Annotated in this window: 16 protein-coding genes and 1 riboswitch; of the genes, 2 read left to right on the forward strand and 14 right to left on the reverse strand. The window is 61.8% G+C overall.

Annotated elements, in window-relative coordinates:
• Positions 1 to 1,819, forward strand: a 1,819-nt coding sequence (gene katG, locus A9D60_RS11960; protein ID WP_065267820.1) for a catalase/peroxidase HPI, incomplete at its 5' end; no start/stop codon positions are given.
• A 182-nt stretch (positions 1,820 to 2,001) separates the two neighbouring features.
• On the opposite strand, the gene A9D60_RS11965 is transcribed toward katG, so the two are convergent.
• The 6 genes from A9D60_RS11965 to A9D60_RS11990 form a co-directional block, all read right to left on the reverse strand.
• Positions 2,002 to 3,825 (reverse strand): BCCT family transporter, encoded by a 1,824-nt coding sequence (locus A9D60_RS11965; RefSeq protein WP_065267821.1) that lies wholly within the window; start codon positions 3,823 to 3,825, stop codon positions 2,002 to 2,004.
• A 77-nt stretch (positions 3,826 to 3,902) separates the two neighbouring features.
• Positions 3,903 to 4,913 (reverse strand): Ldh family oxidoreductase, encoded by a 1,011-nt coding sequence (locus A9D60_RS11970; RefSeq protein ID WP_065267822.1) that lies wholly within the window; start codon positions 4,911 to 4,913, stop codon positions 3,903 to 3,905.
• Between the two features lie 12 nt (positions 4,914 to 4,925).
• A complete protein-coding gene (locus tag A9D60_RS11975) occupies positions 4,926 to 5,555 on the reverse strand; it encodes a DUF3726 domain-containing protein (protein ID WP_065267823.1) in 630 nt (209 codons plus the stop codon).
• Positions 5,552 to 7,240, reverse strand: a complete 1,689-nt coding sequence (locus A9D60_RS11980) for a hypothetical protein (RefSeq protein WP_065267824.1) — start codon at positions 7,238 to 7,240, stop codon at positions 5,552 to 5,554. The genes A9D60_RS11975 and A9D60_RS11980 overlap by 4 nt, the downstream gene beginning before the upstream one ends.
• A 3-nt stretch (positions 7,241 to 7,243) precedes the next feature.
• Positions 7,244 to 8,227, reverse strand: coding sequence for a membrane dipeptidase (locus A9D60_RS11985; protein ID WP_065267825.1), 984 nt, complete (start codon positions 8,225 to 8,227; stop codon positions 7,244 to 7,246).
• 137 nt (positions 8,228 to 8,364) lie between these two features.
• Positions 8,365 to 9,810 carry an aldehyde dehydrogenase family protein gene (locus A9D60_RS11990; RefSeq protein ID WP_065267860.1) on the reverse strand — a complete coding sequence of 482 codons (1,446 nt, stop codon included), beginning with the start codon at positions 9,808 to 9,810 and terminating at the stop codon, positions 8,365 to 8,367.
• Between the two features lie 104 nt (positions 9,811 to 9,914).
• Between A9D60_RS11990 and A9D60_RS11995 the strand changes: the two genes are divergently transcribed.
• Entirely contained in the window at positions 9,915 to 10,799 is an 885-nt protein-coding gene (locus tag A9D60_RS11995; protein WP_065267826.1) for a LysR family transcriptional regulator, read from the forward strand.
• Between the two features lie 50 nt (positions 10,800 to 10,849).
• Here the strand turns inward: A9D60_RS11995 and A9D60_RS12000 are convergent, their stop codons facing one another.
• The 8 genes from A9D60_RS12000 to A9D60_RS12035 all read right to left on the reverse strand — a co-directional run bounded on the left by A9D60_RS12000 (position 10,850) and on the right by A9D60_RS12035 (position 20,810).
• Positions 10,850 to 11,611 (reverse strand): ABC transporter ATP-binding protein, encoded by a 762-nt coding sequence (locus A9D60_RS12000; protein WP_065267827.1) that lies wholly within the window; start codon positions 11,609 to 11,611, stop codon positions 10,850 to 10,852.
• Positions 11,608 to 12,657, reverse strand: a complete 1,050-nt coding sequence (locus A9D60_RS12005; protein ID WP_065267828.1) for a FecCD family ABC transporter permease — start codon at positions 12,655 to 12,657, stop codon at positions 11,608 to 11,610. The genes A9D60_RS12000 and A9D60_RS12005 overlap by 4 nt, the downstream gene beginning before the upstream one ends.
• Entirely contained in the window at positions 12,654 to 13,664 is a 1,011-nt protein-coding gene (locus tag A9D60_RS12010; RefSeq protein ID WP_065267829.1) for an ABC transporter substrate-binding protein, read from the reverse strand. Before A9D60_RS12010 ends, A9D60_RS12005 begins: the two co-directional genes overlap by 4 nt.
• Positions 13,665 to 13,807: 143 nt before the next feature.
• Positions 13,808 to 13,999: riboswitch (cobalamin riboswitch) on the reverse strand.
• Positions 14,000 to 14,144: 145 nt separating this feature from the next.
• The gene (locus tag A9D60_RS12015; RefSeq protein WP_065267830.1) at positions 14,145 to 15,758 is read right to left on the reverse strand and encodes a chemotaxis protein CheW; all 1,614 of its coding nucleotides are present in this window, start codon (positions 15,756 to 15,758) and stop codon (positions 14,145 to 14,147) included.
• Positions 15,755 to 16,246 (reverse strand): chemotaxis protein CheD, encoded by a 492-nt coding sequence (locus A9D60_RS12020; RefSeq protein ID WP_065267831.1) that lies wholly within the window; start codon positions 16,244 to 16,246, stop codon positions 15,755 to 15,757. The genes A9D60_RS12015 and A9D60_RS12020 overlap by 4 nt, the downstream gene beginning before the upstream one ends.
• Positions 16,237 to 17,091 carry a CheR family methyltransferase gene (locus A9D60_RS12025; RefSeq protein ID WP_083194180.1) on the reverse strand — a complete coding sequence of 285 codons (855 nt, stop codon included), beginning with the start codon at positions 17,089 to 17,091 and terminating at the stop codon, positions 16,237 to 16,239. The genes A9D60_RS12020 and A9D60_RS12025 overlap by 10 nt, the downstream gene beginning before the upstream one ends.
• A 27-nt stretch (positions 17,092 to 17,118) precedes the next feature.
• Positions 17,119 to 19,380 (reverse strand): methyl-accepting chemotaxis protein, encoded by a 2,262-nt coding sequence (locus A9D60_RS12030; RefSeq protein ID WP_083194181.1) that lies wholly within the window; start codon positions 19,378 to 19,380, stop codon positions 17,119 to 17,121.
• 644 nt (positions 19,381 to 20,024) lie between these two features.
• Complete coding sequence (locus A9D60_RS12035) at positions 20,025 to 20,810, reverse strand: DeoR/GlpR family DNA-binding transcription regulator (RefSeq protein WP_065267833.1); 786 nt, start codon at positions 20,808 to 20,810, stop codon at positions 20,025 to 20,027.
• Between the last annotated feature and the right edge of the window lie 74 nt (positions 20,811 to 20,884).

Genomic DNA, 20,884 nt, shown 5'->3' on the forward strand with positions numbered 1-20,884 from the left:
GGACAAGGCGCGCCGCCTGCTGTGGCCGGTCAAGCAGCAGTACGGCAACAAGATCTCCTGGGCGGACCTGATGATCCTGGCGGGCAACTGCGCCATTGAATCGATGGGCGGGCCGGTGTTCGGCTTTGGCGGCGGCCGCGAAGATATCTGGGCGCCGGAGGAGGATGTCTATTGGGGATCCGAAACTGAGTGGCTGGCGACCAGCGACCAGGCCAACAGCCGCTATTCCGGCGACCGGGACTTGGATAACCCGCTGGCGGCGGTGCAGATGGGCCTGATCTACGTGAACCCGGAAGGCCCTGACGGCAATCCGGATCCGGTGGCCTCAGGCCGGGATGTGCGCGACACCTTCGGGCGCATGGGCATGAATGACGAGGAAACCGTGGCGCTGGTTGCAGGCGGCCATACCTTCGGCAAGGCGCATGGTGCGGGCGATCCTGAGCTGGTAGGCGCAGAGCCCGAAGCAGGCGCAATGGAGCAGATGGGCTTTGGCTGGGCCAACGCGCATGGCACCGGCAAAGGGGGCGATGCCACTACTTCCGGCATCGAAGGTGCGTGGAAGCCGAACCCGACCACCTGGGACATGGGCTATTTCGATGTGCTGTTCGGCTATGAGTGGAAGCTGGTCAAAAGCCCGGCAGGCGCCCAGCAGTGGGAAGCCCAGAACGTGAAGCCCGAGCACATGGTGGTGGATGCCCACGACCCCAGCAAACGCCATGCCCCGATGATGACCACCGCCGACATGTCACTGCGGATGGACCCGGAGTACGAGAAGATCTCGCGCGATTTCCACGCCAATCCGGAGAAGTTCGCTGATGCCTTTGCCCGCGCCTGGTTCAAGCTGTGCCACCGCGACATGGGGCCGAAGTCACGCTATCTGGGGGCCGACGTGCCTGCCGAAGACCTGATCTGGCAAGATCCCGTGCCAGCGGTTGATCACGCGCTGGTGGATGCGCAGGACGTCTCACAGCTGAAGGCGGCGGTCCTTGACACCGGGCTTTCGGTTCCGGAACTGGTTTCCACGGCATGGGCCTCAGCCTCGACCTTCCGCGGCTCCGACATGCGCGGCGGGGCCAATGGCGGCCGCATCCGCCTCGCGCCGCAGAAGGATTGGGAGGTGAATGAGCCTGCCAAGCTGGCCAAGGTGCTGAACGCGCTGGAGCAGATCCAGAGCGAGTTCAACGCAAGTGCATCCGGCGGCAAAAAGGTCTCGATGGCCGACCTGATCGTGCTGGCGGGCAGCGCTGCTGTCGAAGAGGCTGCCAAGGCGGCAGGGCATCCAGTGGATGTGCCCTTTACTCCGGGCCGCACCGATGCCACGCAGGAGCAGACAGACGTTGAAAACTTTGAGGTGCTGGAGCCGGAGGCCGATGGCTTCCGCAACTACCAGAAGGCGGACTTTGCCGTACCGGCTGAGAAGATGCTGGTGGACCGGGCGCAGCTGCTGACCCTTGGCGCACCGGAGATGACAGCACTGATTGGCGGGTTGCGGGTGCTGGGTGCCAACCACGGCGGTTCCAAGCACGGTGTGTTCACGGACCGGGTTGGTGCACTGAGCACCGATTTCTTCAGCGGTATTGTGGATATGGGTGTTGAGTGGAAACCGTCTGGCGACGGCACCTATGAAGGCCGCGACCGGGCCAGCGGTGCGGTCAAGTGGACCGGCACCCGCGCGGATCTGGTGTTTGGCTCCAACTCGCAGCTGCGGGCACTGGCTGAGGTCTATGCCCAGGACGATGGGGCCCCAGCCTTTGTCCGCGACTTTGCGGCGGCCTGGGTCAAGGTGATGAACGCTGACAGGTTCGACCTGGCAGGCTGACCTCCAGGCGAGAAACAACAGAAGCGCCCCGGATGTCCGGGGCGCTTTTTTATGCGTGGCTGAACCCGCCGGCCACCGCACGGACAGAAAAAGCCGGAGGATTCCCCCCGGCTTCCGGCCCTTCATCGAAAGGGCGTTTGTAGCAGCCGGGCAACGCAGCTGCGCCGCCCGGTGTTCTGGCGTTATTCGGCGGGCGCCGCAGCCTTCTCGCGCTGGCCGTCGCGGAACAGCGCCTTGGCCAGGGACACGCACATCAGGCCCATAACCATGGTGAAGGGCAGCGCGCCGATGATCATGGCGCTTTTCAGCGCTTCCATCGGGTCGGCCCCGCCATTCTGCTTGCCTGCGAACAGCAGGGTGCCAATGACTGCGGTCAGGATCAGGCCCCAGACGATCTTGTGCTTGTTGCCGATGTTCTGGTCGCCGCCGGACATGATGGTGTTCATCACCAGGATGCCGGAGTCCGCCGAGGTGACCAGGAAGGTCATGATCAGCACAACACACATGATGGTGATGCCGGACAGCAGGCCGCCGTCGATCATCTGGCCCAGGGTCACGAACAGCTTGGCGGTGTTCGATGCGCCGATGATCGCGCCTTCGGCGCCGCCGGTCAGTTCCAGGTCGATAGCGGTGCCGCCCAGAATGGTCATCCAGGCAAAGCAGACCAGTGCCGGTGCGATCACACAGCCGAGGATGAACTCACGCACCGAGCGGCCGCGGGAAATGCGCGCCAGGAACAGGCCCACGAAGGGCGAGAACGCGATCCACCAGGCCCAGTAGAAAGTGGTCCAGCCTGCCTGCCAGCCGAACTGGCGCTGTGCCTCGCCAGCGGCATAGGTTGCTGCCAGAACATCGTCGGACAGAGCAGCGGCTTCGCCTTCAAGGCCGGATTTGAAGCCGTCGAAGGAGCCCCAGGCATTGGTAGCACCACCGCGCAGCGCATCGGCATAAGGTGCAGCTTCGGACGGCAGAGCCGCTGCGAAGTCAGCAGCCGACTGCGGGCCGTAGGCACCGAAGCTCAGCGAGGTGAAGTGCAGGATGTAGTCCACGAAGGCCGAGGCATAGGTGGTCATTGCGAACATGAAGGAGCCGAAGACAACGAAGGTCAGCAGCAGGATGATCGACAGAACCAGGTTCAGGTTCGACAGATACTTCACGCCGCGGCCCACGCCGGACACCGCCGAGATGATCGACAGGCCCATGATCGCGAACAGGCCGGCCAGAAGGCCAACGGTGCCCGGTGCAGGCGCGTCGCCGCTCATGTCCATCATCCATTCCATGCCGGTGATGGCATACACGCCGTCCACGAATTGAGAGACGCCGAAACCGATGGTCACGGAGACACCCAGGATGGTGGCAACAACACCCAGCACGTCAACGACGTGGCCCAGGAAGCCGTTCATCAGCCTGCCGAACAGCGGTGTCAGCGCGGTGCGGATAGTCAGCGGCATGTCGCGGGTATAGGCGTAGTAGGCCAGCGACAGGCCGGTCACAACGTAGATCGCCCAGGCGTGGAAGCCGTAGTGCAGGAACGTGTAGCGGAAGCCGGACTGGATGGCTTCTTCGGTGTTGCCGGTCACTTCCTGAGCCAGAACCACCGGGTTGGAGCCCCAGAGGCCCAGCGGTTCGGCGGTTGCGAAGACCATCAGGCCGACGCCCAGACCGGCGCCGAACATCATCGAGAACCAGGAGAAATCCGAGAACTCCTTGCCTTGGCCCGGTCCCCCCATGATCCGCTTACCGGTTTGCGGCAGTGCGGCGACCACAAACAGGAAAAAGGCGAAGAAACCGACGATGATGATGTAGAAGGCGTTGAAATCCTCAAGGATCCGCCAGTTGAGGCTGCCCAGAACGCCCGTGGCGTTTGCCGGCCAGACCAGTGCCCAGAGAACCAGGGCGACCATGATCCCCTTGCTGAGCAAGGCGATCTCGACGCTGTGCCCCTTATAGAAGCCCTCGTCGGAGGTCTTGATCTCCAGATCTGTAAAAGGTTGCTTTATTGACATGCGTTTCCTCCCGTTTCGCACGTGCCGCACCGGGGTGCGGATTGTCCGGCGGTTCGCGCAACCGCCGGTATCTGGCGTCAGCCCAGCAGGGCTTCGATCCTTGCCAGCGTTGCAACGCTGACAGCGACGCCGTCCTGACGGGCCTGCAAGCGTTTTGCCCGCCGCCCGTCTCCGGGCAGATGTGCGCCGTCTTGGCTGCGCACCGCTTCCACGATCCCGGCCATTCCAGCACCAAAAGCGTCATTTGCTGTCGCACCCGGGTCGATTGCGATGAACATCTGGCCGGTTTTCGGCGGCCCGCCCGCGGTACCGGAGAACGGCGATGCGTTGATGCCAAGCGTTGCTCCGGTCAGTGCGGCGGCCATGATTTCGGTCAGCAGTGCCACACCGACGCCTTTGTAGCCCCCCGACGGCGCCATCGAGCCCTTGAGGCCTGCGTCCGGGTCAGTAGTCGGATTGCCGTCAGCGTCCAGCGCCCAGCCCAGCGGGATCTCCTTGCCTTCGCGGGCGTGTTTCATCACTTCGCTCTTGGCGATGGTGCTGGCGCTTTGGTCAATCAGTAGTTCAGGCTCGCCATCCGCGCCCGGCACTGCAACCGAGAATGGATTGGTGCCAACCACCGGTTTCTTGCCGCCCGAGGGCGCAATAGACGCCGGCGCGTTGGTAAAGCCCAGCCCCACCAGCCCGGCGCGGGCCAGACGAGCGGTGTGGTAGCCCAGAACGCCGCAGTTGTAGCTGTTACGGATGGCCAGAACCGCAACGCCCTGTTCGCGGGCCGCGGGGATCAGCGCCTCAAAACCCTGATCGATCGCGGAATGGGCAAAGCCGGTGGCGGCATCCACCGCCACGACGCCAGGACGCGGGCGGGACAGCACCGGAGCCGCCTGCCCGTCCACCTTGCCGCATTGCACGTGCTCTGCGTAGATCGGGATATAGGCAAGTCCGTGGCTGGCCACGCCGTCTGCCTCAGTCGCGGCGGTGGCAACCGCCAGCGGGCGGGCGTTGGCTTCGGACGTGCCTGCGGCCACCAGGGCACGGAAGGACAAGTCCTCGATCTCGGCAAGGGTCAGGGTTCTGGTTTCGGTCATGTCGGTGCCTCTTCAGTCGTTGTCCGACAGCCCGGCGCCGGCGCCCAGCAAGCGCGACTCCTCGGTGGCCGGAGCGTAGGTTTTATGGGCATAGCGGTTCAGGACGGCCCAGGCCGCCTCCTCCGGTTCGGCCCGGGTGCAGATCGGGTATGGGTTTGACAGGCTGCCTGCCGCGCGGATGGTCAGCCGGGCCGCCTCGTTTGGCAGTGTGCCTTCGCATTGCAGCCTGGTACCGTCGGTGACGGATTGAAAGCCTTCGCCCTCAACCGTGACACAGGCGCCAAGCTGGCGTGCGGCCAGTGCGGCAAAGGGCAGGATCATTGCGGGCTGGGAAACTGGCCCGATGGCCAATGTCAGCACCTGCAGCCGCGCAGCGCAGTCTGACAGCGCCGCACCAGTCGCCAGCGGGCACAGCGGCGCCTCGGCCAGCCAGTCGCCATCCAGGCTTTGCGGCACATGAGCTGGCAGCTTCGCCGCATATCCGGCCTCCAGCAGTCCGGCCAGCAGAGCGGATCCGTCAATCCCCTTCGCGCACAGCCAGCGGGTGGCTTTGGAGGCTTCCTCTGCCAAACCCCAGCTGTACCCTGCCCCGCGGGCGGCGCGTTTGGCGGTGGCTTCGACTTCGTTCAGCGCATAGCTCATTGATCAGCCTCCGGATAAACCCACAGGTCGGCGTTGGCGGTGGACAGGTCCTCCGGGTACGGCGCGCCCGCATACATGCAGATCCGCACCCAGCGGTCAGAGCGGGGGTCGAAATGGGTTGCCCCGAAAAACGAGAGTTTCGCCCGCAGCATGTCAATCGGCAGCACCCGGTCGCTGATGGTGTTGCTGCGGATTTCGCCATAAGGCGCCACCAGGCTCATCTGTGCGCGGCGCACGGTGTGGCGGTGTTCCGGGTGACGCAGCAGGAAGGCTGCGATGGGTTCCTCGCCATCCTGGCCTGCCAGCGCGGCATGCGCCGCAGCAGCGTCACGGGCCGGGGCCAGCGGCTGCTCGTACTCGGCAATCGGCTCGTCAAAGCGTTCGCCCATGCGCGGTTCCAGCTTCTCCTCCGAGACATACCAGGCGCGGGCGCAGTTTTCGCGCGCAGACCAGTCCAGATCAAGCGCCCAGCCAAAGCTGTCTTTCAGCAGCTCCCGCACCTGCGCGACCGGCATGGCGCCATCAATGATGAAGGCGTCCTTGTTGGCGTCGGCCATGCAGTCGGACAGCCCGTCCACCAGCTCGGCATAGGGTTCCAGGATCAGCGAAGCCGCCAGTTCCTGGCCCTCCAGGCTCAGCTCCGTCGCGCTCCAGCTGATCAAGCGGTCCCAAGGTTTATCGTTGAGCAGATCATCTGAGGCGACCCATGCAGCCAGCGCCTCAAGGTCCTTTTGCAGGCTTGCAAGCTTTTCGATCTGCACCGGGTGTTCGGAACGCCAGCGCGCTGCCGACAGCTCACTCCGCCGAAGCATGCGGCGGAAACAGGCGGCTTCGTCAGCGGTGGCGGTTTCGACCGAGCGCACCCGCGCAATCGCCTCTTCCCGCGCCTTGATCCAATTGTTGAACAGCACCGGGTGGTTGACGATGTAGGGCGCCATGCCCAGGCCGGTGGAATTGCCGATGCCCAGCCGCCGCGCGGTCTCGGGCGCCAGAGATACCGCGTTTTCACCGCCCTTGGCGCGCGCCATATGCTCCACCAGATCGCGGACAAAGACGCGGGTCAGATAGACCGACAGCATCTCTGCCTGGAACGGCGCATTGAGTTCCGGGCGGTCCGCAATGGCCTCACGGTCCGCGGCCCCCAGCTTGCCGGAGCCGTAGACGGCGGTGGTGCGCATCAGGTAGCCGACGGCGTCCACCTGCGCGGGGTCCGGCTGCCGGCCCTGCGACAGCGCATCAACGAAATGCGCCCAGAGGCGCACAGAGCGGTTGGCGCGGGAGACCGACAGGGACTTCTCGTTGACCCGGCCTGCCTCCTGATACGGCACGTTTTTGGAAAGGCGTTCAATATCCGCTTCCGTGGGCACCCCGTCGAAGAGGGTGAAGGTCGCGTCCCAAGCGGTGGCGATCACCCTGTCCGACCGCATTTCCGGCGGCAGGTCGTGGGCGAAGGCAATCAGGGAGTAGGTCCGCGCAGGGCCGGTGGCAGTGTAGACCGCCACGCCGACGCCCTTGGCATCGATATCGAACTTGGGGCGCGCAAAGCTCCAGTTTTCCCGAGCCATGCGGCGTGTCAGCACCCGCATGAAGCTGAGGCGGCACTGATGCAGGGAGCCGAGGCGGCTGAGGCGCATGACCTGCGCCGGGTCCCGTCGTGATATCGTTGTCTGCGCGGTTGTTTCCATGACCTATCCCTTTGGGCCAAAGTTTTCGGCAAAGAACCGGTACCAGTTCCCGCCCATGATGCCGCTGACCTCGTCATCGTTCATGCCCGTCGCGCGAAGGCCCTCTTCGATGTTTCCAAAGTCGCGGTTGTCCTTGAACCAGCTGGGCATTTCCGGGAAGCCCGGAGCGGCGGCTGATCCTTCGCCGTAGTCGATCTCTTTCGTCCAGCGGCCGACGCGCATCCATTCAACGATGCTGTCGGGCTGATCCTGGCAGAGATCGGTGCCGATCCCGAGATGCTCCACCCCGTATTTTTCGGCGGTGCGTGCGATCATCTCGCAGAAACTTTGCAAGGTGCAGTTAGATTTATCTTTCAGATGGTGCGGATAGACCGAGAAGCCCAGCATGCCGCCATGGCCGGTCACTGCGCGGATCACGTCGTCCTTCTTGTTGCGCAGCGCGGGCGACCATTCATGCGGGTTGGCATGGGTGATGGCGATGGGGCGGGTGGAAATCTCCGCCGCCTCGATGGTGGAGCGGTCGGCGGAGTGGCTCATGTCCACAACCAGGCCGACGCGGTTCATCTCCTTGATCACCTGCTTGCCCATGCGGGTGATGCCGCTGTCCTCGGCCTCGTAACAGCCGGTCGCCAGCAGCGACTGGTTGTTATAGGTAAGCTGCATGAAACGGGCGCCCAGCGTGTGCAGGATTTCGACGAGGCCGATGTCATCCTCCATCGGCGAGGGGTTCTGGAAGCCGAAGAACACCGCGGTTCGGCCGGTTTCGCGGGCCTTGTCGATGTCAGAGGCCCACTGCCCCTTCATGATCAGGTCCGGGTACTGCTCGAACCAGCGGTTCCATTTCTCGAAGTTCAGAACCGTCTCACGGAAGGTCTCGTGATAGGCAATGGTGACATGGATCGCGTCCACGCCGCCCTCGCGCAGCTGGCGGAAAATCTTTTCGGACCAGTTGGCATATTGCAGGCAGTCGATACGGTATCCGGTCATTCAAGCACCTCGGTTTTCAAAGTCGCGCACCCGCCCTTCAGGCGGCGGGCAGGACGCGCCCGCCACAGGGGAAACAAGGAGGGCGGGCGCTTCCGCAAACTGGCAGGCCGGTTTTCGGCGCGGCCAGGATTTCAGTCTCAGACCGGCTTGCCGGCGCTGATGTAGGCGGTCTTGACAGTGGTGTAGAATTCCGCCGCCGCCTTGCCCTGCTCGCGCGGGCCATAGGAGCTGTCGCCGCGGCCGCCGAAGGGCACGTGGTAGTCGGTGCCTGCGGTCGGCAGGTTGACAGTGACCACACCGGTGCGCGCGTTGCGGCGGAAATGGGTGGCGCGGGCCAGCGACTGGGTGACGATGCCGGAGGTCAGGCCGAAGTTGGTGTCGTTCACCACCGACAGCGCCTCGTCATAGCTGCCGACCTTGATAACGCTGGTCAGCGGCGCGAACATTTCCTCGCGGTTGATGCGCATGTCGTTGGTGGTGTTCAGGAACACGCCCGGGGACATGTAGAAGCCCTCGTGCGGCATCTCCAGGCGCTGACCGCCGCAGGCCAGCTCGGCGCCTTCGGATTTACCCAGATCGACATATGCCAGGTTTTCGTTCAGCTGCTGCTCGCTGACGACCGGCCCCATTTGCACGCCCGCTTCCAGCGCGTGGCCCACTTTCATGGCCTGTGCCCCGGCGACAAGCTTGTCGACAAAGGCATCATGGATGGCCGCGTGGACCACGAGCCGGGAGGAGGCGGTGCATTTCTGTCCGGTGCCGCCAAAGGCGCCGCCCAGCGCCAGGGTGACGGCCAGATCCAGGTCGGCGTCGTCCATCACCGCCAGCGCGTTTTTGGAGCCCATCTCCATCTGCACTTTGGTCAGGTTCTGGATGGCGGCGGACGCGATACCCTTGCCCACCGGCACCGAGCCGGTGAAGGAGATCGCGTTCACCTTGGGACTTTCAACCAGGCGCTGGCCGATCGAGCGTCCGGAGCCCATGACCAGCGAGAACAGGCCCTTGGGGATGTCCTGACGTTCGATGATCTCGGTCAGGGCAACAGCCGAGGCCGGGGTGATGTTGGCGGGTTTCCACACAACGGCGTTGCCGTAACAAAGCGCCGGCGCGATTTTCCAAGAGGCAGTGGCGGTCGGGAAGTTCCAGGGGGAGATGATTGCCACCACACCGACGGCCTCGCGGCGCACGTCCACCTCGATGTCGGGGCGCACGGAGTCAGCGTTTTCGCCGATCTGGCGCAGGCATTCGGCGGCGTAGTAGGTGAAAAACTGGCCCGCACGGTAGACTTCGCCTTTGCCCTCGGCCAGCGGCTTGCCTTCTTCGCGGCTCAAGAGCGTGCCCAGCTCCTCGGCGCGGGCCATCAACTCATTGCCGATATTCATCAGCACCGCCTGCTTGCGCTCCAGCCCGTAAGCCGCCCATTCGCGCTGTGCGATCTGCGCCTGATCCAGGGTTGCTTCCAGCTGATCGCCGCTTGCCTGCGCAAACATGCCAACCAGATCACTCAGATCAGAAGGGTTACGGTTTTCGATTTCGCTTTCGCCCGCCAGCCATTCGCCGGCAATCAGGTTCAGTTTGGTCACAGAGAAGCCCCAGATGCTGAATTTCAGGTTTGCAGCAGGATGGACTCCGCAGTCCACATCAGTCAAACTCAATAAACTGTAAAGAACTTCAGAGTTATTGAATCATGGCATTGAAAATCGAAATGCTGCGCGCCTTCTGCACTGTGGCCCAAACGGGCAATCTGTCAGAGGCCGCCAACCGGCTGGGCCGGACCCAATCCGCCGTTTCAATGACTCTGAAGCAGATGGAGGAGCATCTGGGCAAAAGGCTGTTCGAGGGCGAGCGCAAAAATCAGTTATCGCCTTTGGGCGCGCAGGTTTTTGAACTGGCGCAGCAGCAGGTGCGCCGTTTTGACCAGACTGTGCAGAGCATCGAACTGGCGGCGGAAGCCGCTCACGGGCTGCTGCAGATCGTTTCGGTTCCATCGGTTGCGGCGTTGGTTTTCCCGGCGGTGCTGGAGCATATGACGGCCCGCCATCCCGGCCTCAAGGTGGAACTGCGCGACACCGACACCCAGGAGGTGCTGGACGCGCTGGCGGAGGGAAAGGCCGATATCGGCATTGCTTCCGGCTATCACCCGCTGAATGGCGTCAGGGCCGTGCCCCTGTTCGAAGACCGCTTTGGCTTGGTCTGTTCCACCAATCATCCGCTGCACCAGCAGGAGGCTGCCCCTTCCATTGCAGATGTGATCGGTGCATCCTTTGTCCGCAACGCCCTGTGCAGCCTGATCCGAAACGAGCGTTTCGTTGAGGCCAGCAGTAATGCCGACGTGACGATCCACAACACCCATTCGCTGATTACCATGGTGCGGACCGGCAAATGGGTGACGGTGCTGCCGCAGACAGTCGCCCGCTTCATGCCAGAAGCCACCGCCTTCCGTCCGATAGCAGATCTGCCCGACAAGCGTGCGGTTTACCTGTACCAGCGCGAACGGTCCCGCTTCGCCGCGCTGACAGAGGAGTGCTGCGCCTTCATCCAGTCTTGCGATCTGTCCGGCGCACCAGGCTGAGAACCTCCGGCGCGGGTCAGCAGGTACGGGCGGCCTGTGCGTCTGAGGCCTCAGGCCAATTGAAAGGACAGGAAGGGTTCCTCGCCCTCGGCATCCTGGAGCCAGCGGGCCTTGATACCAAATATCTCAGACACCGTTTCAGGCGCCAGCGCCTGCGCGGGTGCGCCGCATGCCACGAGGCGCCCATGTGACAGCACTGCCACCCGGTCGCAGGTCAGGGCCTGGTTCAGGTCATGCAGGGCCACCACGGTTGTCACTTTCAGGTTCCGGATGCAGTTCAGGATCGACAGCTGGTGGTGGATGTCCAAGTGGTTCGTTGGCTCATCCAGCAGCAAGAGCCCCGGCTGCTGCACCAAGGCGCGGGCGATGTGCAGCCGCTGCCGCTCACCACCGGACAAGGTAGCCCATTCGCGGCTGGCAAAGCCTTCCATCTCCACCGTGCGCAGCGCCTTGTCCACCAATTGCGTGTCCTGCCCGCTCCAGGGTTTCAACACCGACAGCCAGGGGGTACGGCCCAGTTCCACCACAGAGCGCGCGGTGATGCGCTCTGCCGTGTCGGCCTGCTGTTCAACAATGGCGATCCGCTGGGCGATCTCCCGGCGGGTCAGGCTGGTCAGCGGCTTGTCTGCCAGCAGCACCTCGCCCTGCGAGGGTTTGGCCAGGCCGGACAGAAGCCGCATCAGGGTTGACTTGCCGGAGCCGTTCGGGCCGACCAGCGCCAGCGTTTCACCGGGCTGCACTGCCAGCAACACATCCTGCAGCAAGGTCTTACCGCGCACGGCAAAGGACAGGTTGCGGGCTTCGATCCTCATCGCGCCGTCCTTTGCCCGCGCACCAGGATCACCGCAAAGGACGGTGCCCCGATCAGGGCGGTGACAACCCCGATGGGCAGCACCTGGCCGGGGATGATGATGCGGGAAGCGATGTCGGCGGCGATCAGGAACACGGCGCCGGTCAGTGCCGCGGCAGGCATCAGCCTGCGGTGGCCGGGACCAACCAGGAACCGCGCCGCATGCGGAATCACCAGGCCGACAAAGCCAATGGAGCCGACGATCGACACCATCACTGCGGTCATCAGCGCGGTGGCAAAGATCAACACCACCTGTACCCACCGGACCGGGATGCCAAGCGAGGCGGCAGAGTCGCTGCCAAAGGTGAAAGCGTCCAGCGCGCGGGCATGGAACCGGCAGATCATCCAGCCCGCCATCGCCAGCGGCACCGCCAGCCACACATCCGGCCAGCGCACGCCGCTGAGGTTGCCCATCAGCCAGAACATGATGCCGCGGGCCTGGTCGGCATTGGCGGATTTGGCGATGATGAAGGCTGTCAGCGCGTTGAACAGCTGCGAACCCGCTATGCCTGCCAGCACAATCTGCGCCGTAGCCGCGCGGTTGCCCCCTGCCCCGGCGGCCCGCGCCAGAATGGCGACAAAGCCGAATGCCAGCAGCGCCCCGTTGAAGGCGCCGAAGGACAGCGACAGGGCGCCGCCACCGAGGCCGGCAATGGTGACCGCCACCGCCCCGGTCGAGGCGCCGGCAGAAATACCAAGAATGTAGGGATCGGCCAGCGCATTGCGCAGCAAGGCCTGCAGCACCACCCCGGCCACCGCCAGCGCCGCCCCGCAGGCCGCAGCCACCAGCGCCCGCGGCAGCCGATAGCTCCAGATGATGCCCTGGTCCACCGGGTCCACCGGCAGGCCCGCTCCCGCCAGCTTGTTGGCCAGAACGGACAGGACGAGGTCAGGCGCAAGCGCGGTTTCCCCGATCATTGCGCCTGCCAGAACCGCCGCAGCCAGCACCGGCAGGGCAAGGCACGCGCCCCGGATGCCCTGCCAGGCTAGTGCGGCGGCTGCACTCATTCGCTTGCGCCGATCGCGCTGAGTTCAGCCGCCAGATCCTCCAGCGCCGAAATGGCGCGGATGGTGGCGTCCATGGCCTGGGCGTCCATTACCACGATGCGGCCGTTCTTGACCGCGTCCATCTGGCTGGCGACCGGGTCATTGCGCAGGAACTCCAGCTTTTTCTCGTAATCGTCTGCGGCAAAGCGGCGGCGGTCCATGCGGGCAATCACGATCACCGTCGGGTTGGCCTTGGCGATGGTTTCCCAGCCAACGGTCGGCCATTCCTCGTCCGTTTCGATGACGTTCTTCAGGCCCAGCTGCTGCATCATGTAGCCCGGCGCGCCTTTCTGGCCGGCCACAAACGGATCGCTTTCCATTTCAGGCGAGGAGAACCAGAACACGGCGGAGGCATCGTCCAGCGCAACCTCTTGCGCCTTGGCTACAGCCGCGGCCTCGCGCGCCTTGTAGTCTGCGACCAGCTCTGCGCCTTTTTCGGACTCGCCGAAGATTGCTGCCAGCTCCTCGATGCCCTGATAGAGGCTTTCGGTGGTGAACATCCGGGTGCGGGTGCCGTCGCCGCCGGTGGTGTTGTCCTTGCCGACGCAATCCGCGGGCATCACATAGGTCGGGATGCCGAGGTCATGGAACTGCTCGCGCTTGGCGACCACGCCTTCGGGGCCGACATGCCACTCATACTGGGCAGCCACCAGACCCGGGCGCTTGGCTACAACGCTTTCAAAGCTCGGGTCGTTGTCGGCCAGCCGCTCGACCTTGGCGTTCAGCTCAGCATATTCGGGCAGCACGTCGTTGAACCAGACCGAGGTGCCCAGCACCTTGTCGCCCAGCCCCAGCGCATAGAGCACCTCTGTCGCGGCCTGGCCGACGGTCACGGAGGACGCAACCGGCGCCTCGAAGGTGACGGCCTCGCCGCAGTTTTGAATGGTCAGCGGAAAGGTCTCGCTGGCTGCTGCGGCCTGAGCTGCCGCAACGAAGGAAAGGCCCATCAGGCCGGAACGCAGAAACATGATCTTCGATCTCCATGTGTCAATGACCGGAGAACGGGTGAAAGGGCATTGACCGCTAAGGCGGGAGCCTGGCCCCCTTCATGCGGCACCAGACAGCGGCGGCGCATCTTATCGGCAACCTCCCCGGACAACCCCGTCCGGTGTGTTTCGGTTTCGCACCGGCAGGTCTCCTGACTGGCGGGTCATTGCCTGTGCCGTCTTCCCGGACCGGATGGTCCAGTGACTTTATGGCACAGCACTCGCCGCCTACAGTTGCGGGGGCAGTTCCGTTTGGCACCGTACGGCGCCGCGGATTCCCTCTTAGCCCTTGCGGGACCGGTAAAGCGCGGGTAGCGCATCACCTCTCTTGCGGCAAGAAAAACTTCACTGGAAAGCTGGTTTCCCCGAACACGCCAAGCAATGCAAAATGCTGCGAAGATTTGTGAACTGGAAGCACTGCTGCTTCCTTGGCCGATCGCTACCCGGTGGCACCGGCTGCCCTTAGGCGGCCTGGAAGCAGCGCTCCACCAGCGCAGTTGTGTCGAGGATCAAAATCGACTCGTGCCTGCCATCCGCTGTTTTATGCTGCAGGCAGCCGGACACATCCTCTGCAATATTCTTCGAGGTGTTTTGCTGATCCAAGGGTTTCAGTTCAGCCACCCGGTTTTCCGTCGAAATGATAATCTCGTCGACGGAGTCCACGAGTATCCCGAACTTCTGCGTTCCGTGCCTGAAAATCAGGACCTTCTGATCCCGGCTGGATGCCGGCGGCAGGCCGTACAGCACCCGGGGATTGAACAAGGTAATCAGCTCCCCCCGCAAATTGAGAATACCTTCGACGAATTCCAAGGAAAACGGCGGTTCCAGAAGATCCTTGGGCCGGTTGATCACCTCGCTGACGTGCGCGGTGTCCAACGCAAACCTTTTCTCGAAAGTAAACTTAATGAAGGTGCGCCGCGCCGACCGGGCTTCCTGCTCCTCAGCCTCGCCCTCTGCCGTCTCAGGCGGAAAAACCTCCTGACATGCTTTTGCGGCGGCCAGAAAGCTGGGCTCTTTCAATAGCTTCTCCGGATCCAGCATCATGACAATCTGATTGTTTTTATCCAGAAGGCACCCGTTTACCAGATCGCCGCGCGGCAAGGCCAGCTTGGCAAAGGGCAGCACTTCATCCTCAAAAAACGGCAGGATGCTGTCGATTGAGAAGACCATGAGCCCTACCGGCCCCTCGAGGGTATCTATCACCAGCATGCGCCGTTCCTTGGGAGTGGTTGCCCCAAGCTTGAATTGTGCGTCATCGCCCATGAAACCGCGGAAATCTATCACTGGCAGAATGACGCCGCGCATGTTTGCGGTGCCGATCACGTTGCCGCCGGTCAACAGGGACTGCTCCAGCTCGGGAACCGTTCTGACCTCTTTCACGAAGCGAAGGTCAATTGCACAGGTGGTGTGTCCGGTTTGAAAGGATACGCAGGCGAGCTTTTTGCCCCTGTTGAGCTTGACGCTTTCCTTGCTGGCTTCATTGTCCGCCCGAGGCAGCTTCTCCAGGTTCAGCAATTCATGCGGGTCCAGTATCTGCACCAGCCTTTCGCCGCCGTCGAATTTCAGCACCCCGTCGATGACCACATCCTTGATGCCGTCGCCATTGGGCCGGAAATCCACCCGCGCCACGCCTTTTCCGTTCAAGACCTCGCCGGTCCTGTCAAAGAGCAGGCCAATGCAATGTTCACCGTGTTCTATGATTGCCACCTTGCGCGCAGTCGCACTGCCAGCCGCCGGGAACTCCAGCAGGCTGCGCAAGTCTATCACCGGAACAATCATGCCGCGAAGGTTGAACAGGCCCAGCATAAAAGACGGAGCAAGCGGCACCGGCGAAATATCCTCCGGTTCATTCACGATCTCCTGGAGCGAGGAGACCGGTATTGCAAACTCGCTGTCGTCAATCAGGAAAGACCCGTACTTGTTTGAATGGCTGCGCTTCTCTTTTGCAGCGGGCGGCGGTTCCGTGGCTTGCCCAGCTGCTGCGCGGCCCTCGGCCCCGGCTGCGGAACAGCCCGCTCGTCCCTGGGATGCACCTTCCGCGCCAAGGATCAGCGGCGTCGAGGTTTCCGGTTTCATGACTGCCCCCCCAAGCGCGGAATGGATTTGACAGTGAACTCGCCGCTGGAGCAGTCGATGGTCACTTGCCGCCCCTGCATTCCGCCAACATCTTCGTGGATATTGCGGACGCCGGCGTCCCGCAGCGCCCGGTAGGCGGAACGCGCATTGATGCTCCCGACAAGCCGCTCTGGATCCGTATCTGCCGGCATCGTCATATTGGCGCCGCCAACGACAATCGCCTGAAGCTTGCGCAGATCCTTGCCAGACACCTCCATCAGGGACTGCAGTGACCTGAGCGCCTGATCGACATGCCTGCCGCTGATGGCATCCGAGGTTTCCGGAGACTTGGACAGCAGGCAATGCGCCAGCCCATAGATCCCCCTGGCAGGATGCAGCAGCCCGAGGCCGATGCAGGAGCCGAGAATCGCGTTCAGCGACTGTCCGGCCCGGCCGGTTTTCACCTGGCCGATCTGCACGTGAATTTTCTGAACATCATTCACGCACATGGGCTGCTCACCCTGGCGGACGGGCGGTAGATAATCGGTGCAAGCTGCTCGAACCCGGTACGAAGATTGTTCAGTGTCTCGCTTTCACCGATGAACAGAACTCCATCTGGTTTGATCAGTTCCCTGACATGCTGGAGGATCTTTTCCTGATCTTCGTCAGTGAAGTAAATCAGCACATTGCGCAGGAAAACGACATCGAACGGGCTGGTGCCGCCAAGCTTTTCCAGAAGGTTGTGCAGCTTGAACTTCAGCCGGGCCCGGATCTGCGGCACCGCTTTGTATCCGTCTGCATCGCTGCCTTTCATGTGGCTGGCAAACAGGTCGGGCTTTTCTTTGCGGAAGCGGGCAATCGAGCGGCCGTTGTAAACCCCCGTTTGCGCCACATCCAGAACCCGCGAAGAGACATCCGTGCCAAGCACGGAATAGTCGAAACCCGGTTTCTCCAGCCGCTGCTTCTCCAGGATGGTGCCGATGGTGTGGGCCTCCTCCCCGCTTGAAGCCGCGGCTGACCAGACCCGCATCCGGAGGTTTTCGCCCCGAGCGTGGAATTCCGGCAGGAACACATCCTGAAAATAGTCCCAAACCCGCGGTGTGCGGTAAAAATAGGTTTCGTTGGTGGTCACCCGGTTCGTCAGTTCCTGCATCTCCGCAGGGTCGGAGGCGAGACGGGAGATATAAGATGCAAAGCTCGGTTCATCGACCTCCCGCAGCCGCCGCCGCAAGCGGCTGACCAGCATTGTCTTGCGGGTCTCGCCGATGGTAATTCCGGTGTTCCGGTGAACGATGGCGCGGAGTTTGGAAAAATCCCCATCGCTCATGGTGATGTCAGTGTCAGGTTTTCTCATCCCCGGTCCTTTCGCCAATGCAATGGATCAGCAGCCAAGCCGGCCGACTTCAGTCTTCAGTTCCTGCGCTCCGCTGTTCAGCTCCTCGGTCGCAGCGGCGATGGAATCTGAGGCGATAACAGCTTCTTCGGATGCGTCCACGATGCTCTGGATGGCCTCAGACACGTCCCGCGCCGCTGTCTGCTGCTCATTTGCGGCCACTGATATCTGAGCGATGGAATCGGTGGTATCCGAGATGCCCGTGAGGATCTTTGTGAAGGCCGCGCCCGCCTCTCTCGAGACCTCGCTGCCCTGGGTCACGCGCTTCACCGTTTCATTGATCAGCTTGCTGATTTCCTTGGCAGATTGCGACGACCGCTCCGCCAGCTTGCGCACCTCGTCCGCCACCACAGAGAAACCCAGGCCGTGCTCCCCGGCCCGCGCAGCCTCAATCGCGGCGTTGAAGGCCAGCAGGTTGGTTTGCCCGGCAATCTCGCTGATCGTCTTGACGATTTCGCTGATCTCTTCGGAAGAGGCGTTGATCAGGTCCATGGCCTCAATCGACCGTTCAATCGCCTTTGCCCCCAGGTCGGCTTCTTCCTTGGTTTTCTGGGCGATCTCGTCGGAATGATTGCTGTTCTGGGCAATTGAGTCGATGGAAGCGCTCAGCTCCTCGACAGAGGCGCTGATTTCCTCGGTGGTGCAGCCCAGGGTCTGGGCGCCGCCGGCAACCGTGTGGGCCTGCTCCGAGATCTTCTTGGACTGTTCAGCAAACTGCGTTGCAATCCGGGTCACTTCCTGTGCCACCTGCTTTTCAGCGGTGATGTTGGTGGCGAATTTCACCACCTTGAAGGGTTTGCCATCGGCATTGAACACCGGGTTGTAGGAGGCATTGATCCAGACCTCCTTGCCGCCCTTGCCAAAGCGTTTGTATTCGCCAGCCGAGAACTCGCCGGAGGCCAGATCTGCCCAGAACTTCCTGTACTCAGGCGAGCTTGTGTACTCCGGATCGCAGAACATCCGGTGGTGCTGGCCGCGGATTTCATCCATGGAGTACCCTACTGTAGCCAGGAAATTCTGGTTGGCGGTCAGAATGGTGCCGTCCAGTTCAAACTCAATCATGGCCTGGGCCCGGCTGATGGCCGCCATCTTGCCATCCTGCTCAGCAATGCGTTGTTTTTCTTCAGTGATGTCGCTGGCAAATTTAACCACCTTGAAGGTCTTGCCGCCTGCATCCAGGATCGGATTGTAAGAGGCGTTGATCCAGACCTCCGCCCCGCCCTTGCCGAAGCGCTTGAATTCGCCGGCCGCAAACTCTCCGGCGGCCAGATCGGCCCAGAACTTCTGATACTCTGGAGAGCTCGCATAATCCGGATCGCAGAACATCCGGTGATGCTGACCGACGATCTCATCCAGCGAATATCCCACCGTTGCCAGAAAATTCTCGTTGGCGTTGGTGATTTTGCCGTCCGGGGTGAATTCGATGATGGCCTGCGCACGGTCCAGAGCAGCAAGAACGCCGGCATTCATCCGGGCTTCGGTCACATCGGCCCATTCCAGCATATTACCGACATATTCGCCGCCTTGATCAAAGATGCCGCCCACATTCAGCGCGAACTTGTAGTCTCCGATTGTTATGTCGGTCTTGTACGGAAGATTGGCTGGGTCCGACAGCAGCTTGCGCTGGTGGGCCGGGTTCTTGTGGAACTGGTCGATGCAGGTTCCGATGATATGGGCCGGATCGAAATTCGGCCAGACTTGTGCAAAAGCTTCTGCACTTCGGCTCAACAACTCTCGGGTCGCTGCGTTGACATCGGTTACGATAAAGTCGCGGTCAACGGTCATCATGGCCGCGGACGCATTTTCATACCCCGTGGTCTTGCGCAGGTTCACCTGTTCCAGCTGTTTCTGTTTGGAAACATCGGTGGCAAACTTGACCACTTTGTATGGCCTGCCATCCGCGTTGAAGACCGGATTGTAAGAGGCATTGATCCACACTTCTGCGCCATTCTTGCCCAGGCGTTTGTACTCGCCGGCCGAAAACTCACCCATCGCGAGCTGAAGCCAGAAATCCCGGTATTCGTCAGACGCCGCATAGGCCGGGTCGCAGAACATGCGGTGGTGCTTGCCTTCGATCTCCCCCAGCGTGTATCCGACCGTTGCAAGAAAGTTCTCGTTCGCCGTTATGATTGTGCCATCCAGCTCGAACTCAATGACAGCCTGGACGCGGTTAATGGCGTCCACGACCCCCTGAAGGTCCTTGCTGGCCTGACCTGTTTCCGGCGTTGCGGCCTTTTCGTTCGCACCCATAGTTTCGCCTCACTCATATAAATGTTTCGAGGCCACGTTGGGGGACAGCTGTTAACAACCGGATATCAATGCATCCTGAACGTGCATTAACGGTTGCCTTTATCTTTAAAATGCAACTCAAGAGATATTAAATCAAGGCAACACCGCCATTAATTGCATTCACCCCATTGTCTGCCAAGCGACGTGATCCTCCACAATTGAAGTGGTCCGATGCTATGTTTGAGAAAACGAAGAACCAGAACGGGAACGAAGCTGCACAAGCTCGACGAGATTGCCACGAAGTTGCGGCAGGTTGAGGCGCCCGACGTCTAGCCCAGCGAATTTCCTTGTTCTGCTCCCGCGTTCATTCAGCGCCAGCTTTCGTTGCTAGTTTCAATAATGTCAAAGTGATGGATGAACCGGCTGAACAACCATTCGCCAAAGGAGAGGTCGTATTGACGGCATCGAAACGCGTTCGCAGAGGCAGCTGACCCTAGCGGTCGATCATGCAGGTCCGGTGAACGAAGGAGAGCTCAAATTGCCTTAGGTCCTGCCCGAAGGATGGGAAGTAGCTCACTCGCCGAAAATCAATGGGGCTGCTCTTAGATCATTGCTGAAAAGCGAGAAAAAATTTTGCTCATTGCCGTCTGTTTTGCCGAACCAGTTTACCAGCCTTCAGTTTGAACAACGACCGTTTCGATCTCATGCTTTTCCAGCATGGCCCTGATGCCATCCGGCGGGGGGGTGTCGGTGAAGAAGACGTCGATCGCCGACATCTTGTCCAGAGAGACCGGAGCGCGTTTGTTGAACTTGCCGCTGTCCGCCACGACGATGCAGACCTGCGCGTTCTCAGCTGCGATGCGCGCAATATTGGCTTCCTCAAGATCGTGCAGCATGAAGCCCAGTTCACTGTTTACAGCGCCAACCGAGAACACCGCGAATTGAACATTGAGGCGCCGCACCAGGTCCAGCGCCTCTGCGCCGAAAGCGCCGCCGTCATGGGCGCGCAGCTCGCCGCCTGCCAGAAAAACCCGGTTGTTGTTCCGCGTGGCCAGCGTCTGAGCTACAAAAACCGAGTTCGTGACCACAAACAGGTTGCTGTGATTTCTGAGCGCCAGCGCGACATAGGCCGTTGTCGACCCGATATCCAGAAACACTGAATCCCCGTCACTTATTGTGTCCGCCACGGATTGGGCCAGTATTGTTTTCACATCGGCATGTGCGCTGAGGCGGTTTTCGAATGGCGGCTCGATGACATCTTCATTCAGATGCACACCGCCATGCACCTTGCGCACTATTCTGCGCTCCTCAAGCGTCTTGACGTTGCGCCGGATGGTTTCGTTCGAGACGTTCAGCTGCTCGGCAAGCGCGCTCACACGGCAGGATCCTCCTGCGCGATGAAGCTCGCGCAGTATCTCTTCTTCGCGCTGATTGGTGGTTTTCTGGTTCATTTCACAAGCAGGACATTGTTCTTGGCGCCACCCAAGCCGTATTTAAAAAAGCCACACAATGCAACATGCAGCCT

Source organism: Leisingera sp. JC1, assembly GCF_001679925.1.
Lineage (GTDB): Bacteria > Pseudomonadota > Alphaproteobacteria > Rhodobacterales > Rhodobacteraceae > Leisingera.

Coding starts and splice junctions, on each gene's coding strand:
- A9D60_RS11965 (WP_065267821.1), bottom strand. CDS start 3,825: ATGTCAATAAAGCAACCTTTTACAGATCTGGAGATCAAGACCTCCGAC.
- A9D60_RS11970 (WP_065267822.1), bottom strand. CDS start 4,913: ATGACCGAAACCAGAACCCTGACCCTTGCCGAGATCGAGGACTTGTCC.
- A9D60_RS11975 (WP_065267823.1), bottom strand. CDS start 5,555: ATGAGCTATGCGCTGAACGAAGTCGAAGCCACCGCCAAACGCGCCGCC.
- A9D60_RS11980 (WP_065267824.1), bottom strand. CDS start 7,240: ATGGAAACAACCGCGCAGACAACGATATCACGACGGGACCCGGCGCAG.
- A9D60_RS11985 (WP_065267825.1), bottom strand. CDS start 8,227: ATGACCGGATACCGTATCGACTGCCTGCAATATGCCAACTGGTCCGAA.
- A9D60_RS11995 (WP_065267826.1), top strand. CDS start 9,915: ATGGCATTGAAAATCGAAATGCTGCGCGCCTTCTGCACTGTGGCCCAA.
- A9D60_RS12000 (WP_065267827.1), bottom strand. CDS start 11,611: ATGAGGATCGAAGCCCGCAACCTGTCCTTTGCCGTGCGCGGTAAGACC.
- A9D60_RS12005 (WP_065267828.1), bottom strand. CDS start 12,657: ATGAGTGCAGCCGCCGCACTAGCCTGGCAGGGCATCCGGGGCGCGTGC.
- A9D60_RS12010 (WP_065267829.1), bottom strand. CDS start 13,664: ATGTTTCTGCGTTCCGGCCTGATGGGCCTTTCCTTCGTTGCGGCAGCT.
- A9D60_RS12015 (WP_065267830.1), bottom strand. CDS start 15,758: ATGAAACCGGAAACCTCGACGCCGCTGATCCTTGGCGCGGAAGGTGCA.
- A9D60_RS12020 (WP_065267831.1), bottom strand. CDS start 16,246: ATGTGCGTGAATGATGTTCAGAAAATTCACGTGCAGATCGGCCAGGTG.
- A9D60_RS12025 (WP_083194180.1), bottom strand. CDS start 17,091: ATGAGAAAACCTGACACTGACATCACCATGAGCGATGGGGATTTTTCC.
- A9D60_RS12030 (WP_083194181.1), bottom strand. CDS start 19,380: ATGGGTGCGAACGAAAAGGCCGCAACGCCGGAAACAGGTCAGGCCAGC.
- A9D60_RS12035 (WP_065267833.1), bottom strand. CDS start 20,810: ATGAACCAGAAAACCACCAATCAGCGCGAAGAAGAGATACTGCGCGAG.